At 72.2% G+C, this 6,311-nt stretch carries 6 protein-coding genes; 3 read left to right on the top strand and 3 right to left on the bottom strand.

All coding sequences use genetic code 11. From position 1 onward, the window contains the following. From ABYE80_RS15610 to ABYE80_RS15600, 3 genes are all read right to left on the bottom strand, one after another. A partial coding sequence (locus ABYE80_RS15610; RefSeq protein ID WP_372791222.1) for an FkbM family methyltransferase occupies positions 1-606 on the bottom strand: 606 nt, incomplete at its 3' end. An 11-nt stretch (positions 607-617) separates the two neighbouring features. Continuing rightward, complete coding sequence (locus ABYE80_RS15605) at positions 618-1,706, bottom strand: NAD-dependent epimerase/dehydratase family protein (RefSeq protein WP_372791221.1); 1,089 nt, start codon at positions 1,704-1,706, stop codon at positions 618-620. A gap of 110 nt (positions 1,707-1,816) precedes the next feature. Next, positions 1,817-2,662 carry a WecB/TagA/CpsF family glycosyltransferase gene (locus ABYE80_RS15600; protein ID WP_372791220.1) on the bottom strand — a complete coding sequence of 282 codons (846 nt, stop codon included), beginning with the start codon at positions 2,660-2,662 and terminating at the stop codon, positions 1,817-1,819. A gap of 160 nt (positions 2,663-2,822) precedes the next feature. On the opposite strand from ABYE80_RS15600, the gene ABYE80_RS15595 reads away from it, so the two are divergent. The 3 genes from ABYE80_RS15595 to ABYE80_RS15585 form a co-directional block, all read left to right on the top strand. Beyond that, positions 2,823-3,791 carry a GDP-mannose 4,6-dehydratase gene (locus ABYE80_RS15595; RefSeq protein ID WP_372791219.1) on the top strand — a complete coding sequence of 323 codons (969 nt, stop codon included), beginning with the start codon at positions 2,823-2,825 and terminating at the stop codon, positions 3,789-3,791. A 26-nt stretch (positions 3,792-3,817) separates the two neighbouring features. Beyond that, positions 3,818-5,740, top strand: coding sequence for a hypothetical protein (locus tag ABYE80_RS15590; RefSeq protein ID WP_372791218.1), 1,923 nt, complete (start codon positions 3,818-3,820; stop codon positions 5,738-5,740). After that, a partial coding sequence (locus ABYE80_RS15585; RefSeq protein WP_372791217.1) for a hypothetical protein occupies positions 5,737-6,311 on the top strand: 575 nt, incomplete at its 3' end. The genes ABYE80_RS15590 and ABYE80_RS15585, both read left to right, overlap by 4 nt.

Here is a 6,311-nt window from a genome sequence, read left to right as displayed (position 1 = left end):
CTCGTAGAGCTCGACGAACGAGCACTCGACGAACACGTCGTCGATGAGGGAGATGGCGTCGCCGCAGCCGCGCAGGACCTCCAGCTCGAGTCCCTGGACGTCGATCTTCATCAGCCTGGGCCCGGGGGAGGCCGGGTCCAGCAGGTCGGACGCCGGGATCACGTCGACGCTGATCGTGCCCGTGGCCTGGGTGCCGGGGAACTCCGCGACCTGGCGGTCGCCGATCGGGAGCAGGGAGGACGAGTCGTCCGAGGCGGACAGCTGCAGGTCGGCGGTGCCGGCCTGTGCCCCCACGGCCACCGGCCGGATCTCGATGCGGTCGCCGAGCACCTGGCGCAACGTCTCCCGTGAGGACGGGATCGGCTCGCAGCAGATCAGGGTCGCGTCGGGGAAGCGGTCGGCCGCGAACAGCGCGAACTGCCCGCGTGAGGCACCGATGTCGTAGATCGTGCCGTAGGCGTCCCGGAACGGGATGCCGGCGTGCTCGACCGAGGCCACCACGCCCTGGCGCGCCGCGGTCCACAGCGCGGGTCTGGTGGCGAGGCGGGCGAGCTTCTCTGCGCGGGCGCGCGCGAGGCGGACCCGCGGCGAGTTACGGGAGATCAAGGTGCCGCAGCCTACCGCTGGGCGGCACCCGCGTGGGCGGCCCACGCGTCGCGGTTGAACGCGTGGATGTCCCGCAGCACGTCCTCGATCCCGAACGTCAGCTTCCAGTCCGGGTAGTCCCGCTCGAAGCTGCCCATGTCGGACACGTACCACTGGTGGTCGCCGATCCGGGCGTCGTCGGACAGCGTGTACCGGAGCTCGCGGCCGGCGATGCGCTGGCACATCTCGATCGCCTCCAGCATCGAGACGTTCGACGCGCGGCCACCACCGAGGTTGTAGACCGCGGCCGCCTTCGGGTCACGATGGAAGGCGTGGAACGCACGCACCACGTCGTAGGCGTGGATGTTGTCGCGGACCTGCTTGCCCTTGTAGCCGAAGATCGTGTACGGCGTGCCGGTGACGGTGCACTTCATGAGGTAGGCGAGGAAGCCGTGCAGCTGGGCGCCGGCGTGCTGGGGGCCCGTGAGGCAGCCGCCACGGAAGCAGACGGTCGGCATGTCGAAGTAGCGGCCGTACTCCTGCACGAGCACGTCCGCGGCCACCTTGGAGGCGCCGAACAGCGAGTGGGTGCAGTGGTCGATGCTCATGTCGGTCGGGATGCCGCCGAACCACTCGTGGTCCTCCGGCAGCTCCCAACGGGTCTCGAGCTCCACGAGGGGCAGGCGGTTCGGGGTGTCCCCGTAGACCTTGTTGGTGGAGGTGAAGACGAACGTCGCGTCGGGACAGTGCTGACGGGCGGCCTCCAGCAGGTTGAGCGTGCCGACCGCGTTGACACCGAAATCCGTGTGCGGCTCGCGGGCCGCCCAGTCGTGCGACGGCTGGGCGGCGGTGTGGACGACGAGCTCGATCCCGCTCCCGTGGCGTGCGAACAGCGACTCGACCGCGTCACGGTCCCGGATGTCGATGTCGTTGGCGGCGAACTGCGACCCGAGGTCGCTCGAGAGACGCGAGTGGGTGGGCTTCGTGGACGCCTCGGCGCCGAAGAAGTACGACCGCATGTCGTTGTCGAGCCCGACCACGTCGAAGCCCTGCTCGGTGAAGTAACGGACGGACTCGGAGCCGATCAGGCCTCCGGATCCGGTGATGACGGCAATGGCCACGCAAGTACCTCGCTGAAGTCGTGCTGAGTCGGCTGGCTGAGCCTAACTACCCGGAACCACGGCGCAACACCACGAACGGCCAAGCTCGGTGTCCGCGGTGTCGAGCGGCCTCAGCGCTGACGCGCCGCCCACTGGCGGGCAAACCCGGTCACGAACCGGGGGTTGTAGCGGGCGTAGCGCTTCCACAGGCGGCGCGGCTCGCGGCTGAGCCGGTAGGCCCACTCCATGCCCACGGCCTGGATCCAGTTCGGGGCCTGCGCCACCAGGCCGGCGTGGAAGTCGAAGGCGGCGCCCACGCCGATCATGACCGGGGCGTCGATGCGGTCGCGCATGGCGGCCATCCACTTCTCCTGCTTGGGCACGCCGATCCCGACCCAGACGACGTCCGCGCCGGAGCGGTTGATCTCCGCCACGACGCCCTCTTCCTCCTCCTCGGTGAGCGCGCGGAAGGGCGGGCTGTAGCCGCCGACGATCTTCAGGCCCGGATACCGGGTGCGGAGGTTGAGCGCGAGCTGCACGAGCGCGCCCTGGTTGCGACCGCCGTAGAGGAACATCCGCGTGCCGGTGTGGGCGGAGCGCTCGCAGTACTTGGCCATGAGCTCCGGGCCGTAGACGCGGCTGGACAACGAGTGCCCGAGCGCGTTCATCGCCCAGACGAGCGGCTGGCCGTCGGGGACCGTCAGCGAGGAGTTCAGGACCGCACGGCGCAGGTCCTCGTCCTCCTGGCAGACCATCACGGTGTGGACGGCGGCCACGCACACGTAGCCCTTCTCGTCGCCCGACGCGACGGTGGCGTCGATCCAGTCCATCGTGCGCTCGTAGTCGGTCAGGGCGAGCGGCACGCCGAGCACGTCCACGCCAGGGGGCGGGACTGCGGCCTCGTCGTCGGCGACGAGCTCGGCGGGGAACACTGGCTGCGCTGGATCCTGGAGCGTCACGGTGGATTGGGGGCTCACAACACCCCTCCTTCCGGGCTGAGGGTACGACACGAAAACGCCATTCGCCGTGGAAAGTCGCGGACCTCCCGGCAAACTCGTGACGAACGCCTGCCCGATTCGTTGACGATGCAAACACCTCGAGTCGTCATCGGTTACCCCTCCCGACTACGCTGCGGGCGTGCCAGCTACTCGTGCGCTCATCACCGGAATCGCCGGTCAGGACGGTTCCTATCTCGCGGATCTGCTGCTCGCGGAGGGCACCGAGGTCGTCGGTCTCATCCGGGATGCCGACCGCGAGCACCCGAACCTCGACCACCTGCACGACAAGGTGACCCTGGTCGCCGGTGACCTGCTCGACCCCGACTCGCTGCGCCGCGCGGTCGCCGGCGTCGCGCCCGCCGAGCTCTACCACCTCGCCGCCCCCACGTTCGTCCCCGACTCGTGGGACGACCCGACGTCCACCGTCGCCGCGATCGTCGGGGCCACGTCGACGCTCCTGGCGGCCGCCCGCGAGACCGATCCTTCGATGCGCGTCTACGTGGCGACCTCCAGCGAGATCTTCGGGGACGCCGGCGAGTCGCCGCAGCACGAGGACTCGCCCAAGCGCCCGCGCAGCCCGTACGGGGTCGCCAAGCTCGCCGCGCACCAGATGATCGGCCTCATGCGCGCTCGTCACGGGCAGCACCTGTCCGTCGGCATCACCTACAACCACGAGTCACCGCGTCGCCCGCCGCACTTCCTGCCGCGCAAGGTCACGCGCGGTGCCGCCGCGATCTCCCTCGGGCAGCAGAGCGAACTGCGTCTCGGCGACCTCGCGGCCGTCCGGGACTGGTGTGACGCGCGCGACGTGGTGCGCGGCGCGGTGCTGGCCCTGCGGCACGACGAGCCCGGCGACTACGTCTTCGCCAGCGGCGTGTCCCGGACCGTCGGCGACCTCGTGCACACGGCGTTCGCCCACGTCGGCATCGATCCCGCCGGCGTGGTCGTCGTGGACCCGGAGTTCGTGCGCCCGCCCGAGCCCACGCCGCCGCTCGGAGACCCGAGCCGCGCGCGCGACATCCTCGGGTGGGAGCCGGAGATCGACTTCACCCGGATGATCGCCGAGATGGTCGACGCGGACCTCGCGCAGCTGAAGACGTCAGGTTGAGCACGGCCGCTGCGTAGGAGAGACCGATGCTCTCTGCGCGCCCGACCCTCGACCGCGTCCGTCGCCGGGGAGCCACCCTCGTCGTCGCGCTCGCCGGCTGCGCGCTCGCGCCCTCGGCCGCCCTCGCCGCCCCCGGCCCCGACTACTTCGGGACGAACATCCAGCCGATGGTCAAGCTGCAGGTCGTCCCTCCGGACCGCTGGGACTCCTACATCCTGCGCCAGGCCGCCGACGGGCTCGGGCGAGCCCGGGGCGACGGGGCCTGGAGCTGGGCCGAGCCCACCGCTCCCAGCGGCGGGTCGCACACCTACGAGTGGAACCCGGCGAACCGGCCGCACCAGTCGCTGGATCGGGTCGTGGCGCTGCTCGCCGCGCGCGGGGTCCGCTGGGTCCCCGTGCTGGCGACCGCCCCCGGCTGGGCCATGAGCAGCGGCAACTACCTCTCGCCCGCCCACTACGACGACTTCATCGCGTTCGCGGGCGCCTTCGCCGCGCGGTACGGGTCGCTCGGCACCTTCTGGCTCGAGCACCCCGAGCTCCCGCGGCTCCCCGTCACCGACTACGAGGTCTGGACGGAGGCCAACAGCGCGAACTTCTGGACGCGCAAGGCCGACGCACCCGAGTACGCGAAGGTCCTGATCCCGCTCGCCGCGGCCGTGCGGGCCAAGGACCCCGCCGCGCGCATCCTCGCGAGCATCGGCTGGCAGGGTGTCGACTCCTACATGCGGGCGCTGTACGCGCAGGGCGTCAAGGGCAGCATCGACGCCATCGGCTTCCACCCCTACGCGCCCGGCGCGCCCGCCATCGTCGACCTCACGGTGCGCATGCGACGCGTGCTGCGGGAGGTCGGCGACGGTGACCTCCCGATCGACGTCACCGAGACCGGGCAGCCGCGCGCGCCGAGCGGCCCCGGGGCCAGCCACTCCTACGCCGGCCTGGTCAGCGACCAGGCCCGCGCGGCCACCCACGCCCTGGCCGGGGAGGCGCTGGCCCACAGCGACTGCGGCGTGACCGACTACCTGATGTACGCGAACGTCGGCAGCGAGACCGGCCGCGAGCCCGGGGCCGAGGGCTACATGGGGATCTACCGCGTCGACCAGGCCGTCGCCAACGCGACGGGCGCCGCGATCGCCGCGGCCGCCGATCGCTGGCGCAAGGCGCCCGCCGGTGGTCTGCACCTGTGCGGCGGCGGCGCGACCGCCGACGCGGCGCTGCTGCCCCTGGGGCTCACGGCCACCCGCGACGGCGGGTGCGTGACCACCACCACCACCTACGACGGCAACCCGCTGGAAGCCGCCAAGGTCGTCGTCAACGCACCGGACCCGGCCGCGTCGGGGGAGACGGACGCCTTCGGCGCCACGAGACCGTGCGTCACCGGGACCTGGTCCACGCGATCGTTCGACGTGTACGCCGTCGTCAACGGCATCGCGCGGTCGGCGATCCTGCGTTGCCCGGCCGGCGGGTCCACGTGCGCTCGCGTCGTGCCGCCACCGAGCGCCGGCGGGGGCGCGGCCGCGGGCACCGACGGGACGCCGCCGGCCCCCGACACCAGCGCGCCCGACCCGTCCGCCCTCCCGGTCTCCACGTCGACCCGCCGCTGCCGCTACCGGCTCACGACCGCCCTGCTGAGCCGCGGGCGCCGCTCCGTGCGGATGAAGGCCCGCCTGACCTGCACGGGCGGCCGCGCACGGCCCCGCCTGCGCTTCAGCGTCCGCGTCAAGCGTCGCGGATCCAAGCGGTGGGGGACGGCGCGGCGCGTCACGCTCAAGCCCGGCCGCACGACCCGGCTCACCGTGCGCCGCAGGCTGAAGGTCGGGGATCGCGTCATGCTCGTGTCGCCCACGAACCGCAAGGCCAGGACGCCCCGCGTCCAGAAGACCCTGCGCGTGAAGGCGAAGTCCACGAAGAAGGCGCGCAAGCGCACGACGACGAAGCGGCGCAGCGCATGAGGCGCGCCGTCGGCACGACGCTGGCCGTGGTCGCCGCACTCGCCTGGGCGCCACCCGCGGTCGCCGCGGTGAAGGTCGAGGGCACGCTGGTCACGCCGACGACCCTGAAGCCCTCCACGCGGACGATCCTCTACTACCTCCAGCTGCGCACCGGCGACGCGCCCGAGCGGTTCTCGGTGCGGTTCACCCCGCCGCGGTTCGCCCGGCTCGGGGCGCTGGAAGGCCACTCCATCGACGGGCCGATCGCCATCGCGCTGCAGGGCCCCGGGACGATCGGCCAGACCAACCAGGCGTCCGCCTTCGTCGCCGCGTGCTCGGAGCGCGTCGAGCGCACCCACGGGTACGTCACCGGTGCCGCCGTGACCGACATCGCGCTGCCCGCGAACACCGCCACCACCGTCGCCGTGCGCTACGCCACCGGCGACTGGCGTCCGTGGCGGGACGGCGACTACCGCCTGCGCTTCCGCGTGCAGCCGACGATGGTCGGGACCTACGAGCCGCCGAGCCCGCTGGCCGGCGGACCCACCGTCACGAGGTCGATCACCGCGCGCACCAGCGGTCCCAAGGTCGG

Source organism: Paraconexibacter sp. (assembly GCF_041602235.1).
Classification (GTDB): domain Bacteria; phylum Actinomycetota; class Thermoleophilia; order Solirubrobacterales; family Solirubrobacteraceae; genus Paraconexibacter.
Note: the sequence above shows the minus strand (reverse complement) of the source record. Positions and strands in the feature narration are given on the sequence as shown.

Bases quoted from the DNA above. Each gene is read 5' to 3' on its own strand.
- ABYE80_RS15590 (WP_372791218.1), top strand. From the start codon at position 3,818: ATGCTCTCTGCGCGCCCGACCCTCGACCGCGTCCGTCGCCGGGGAGCC.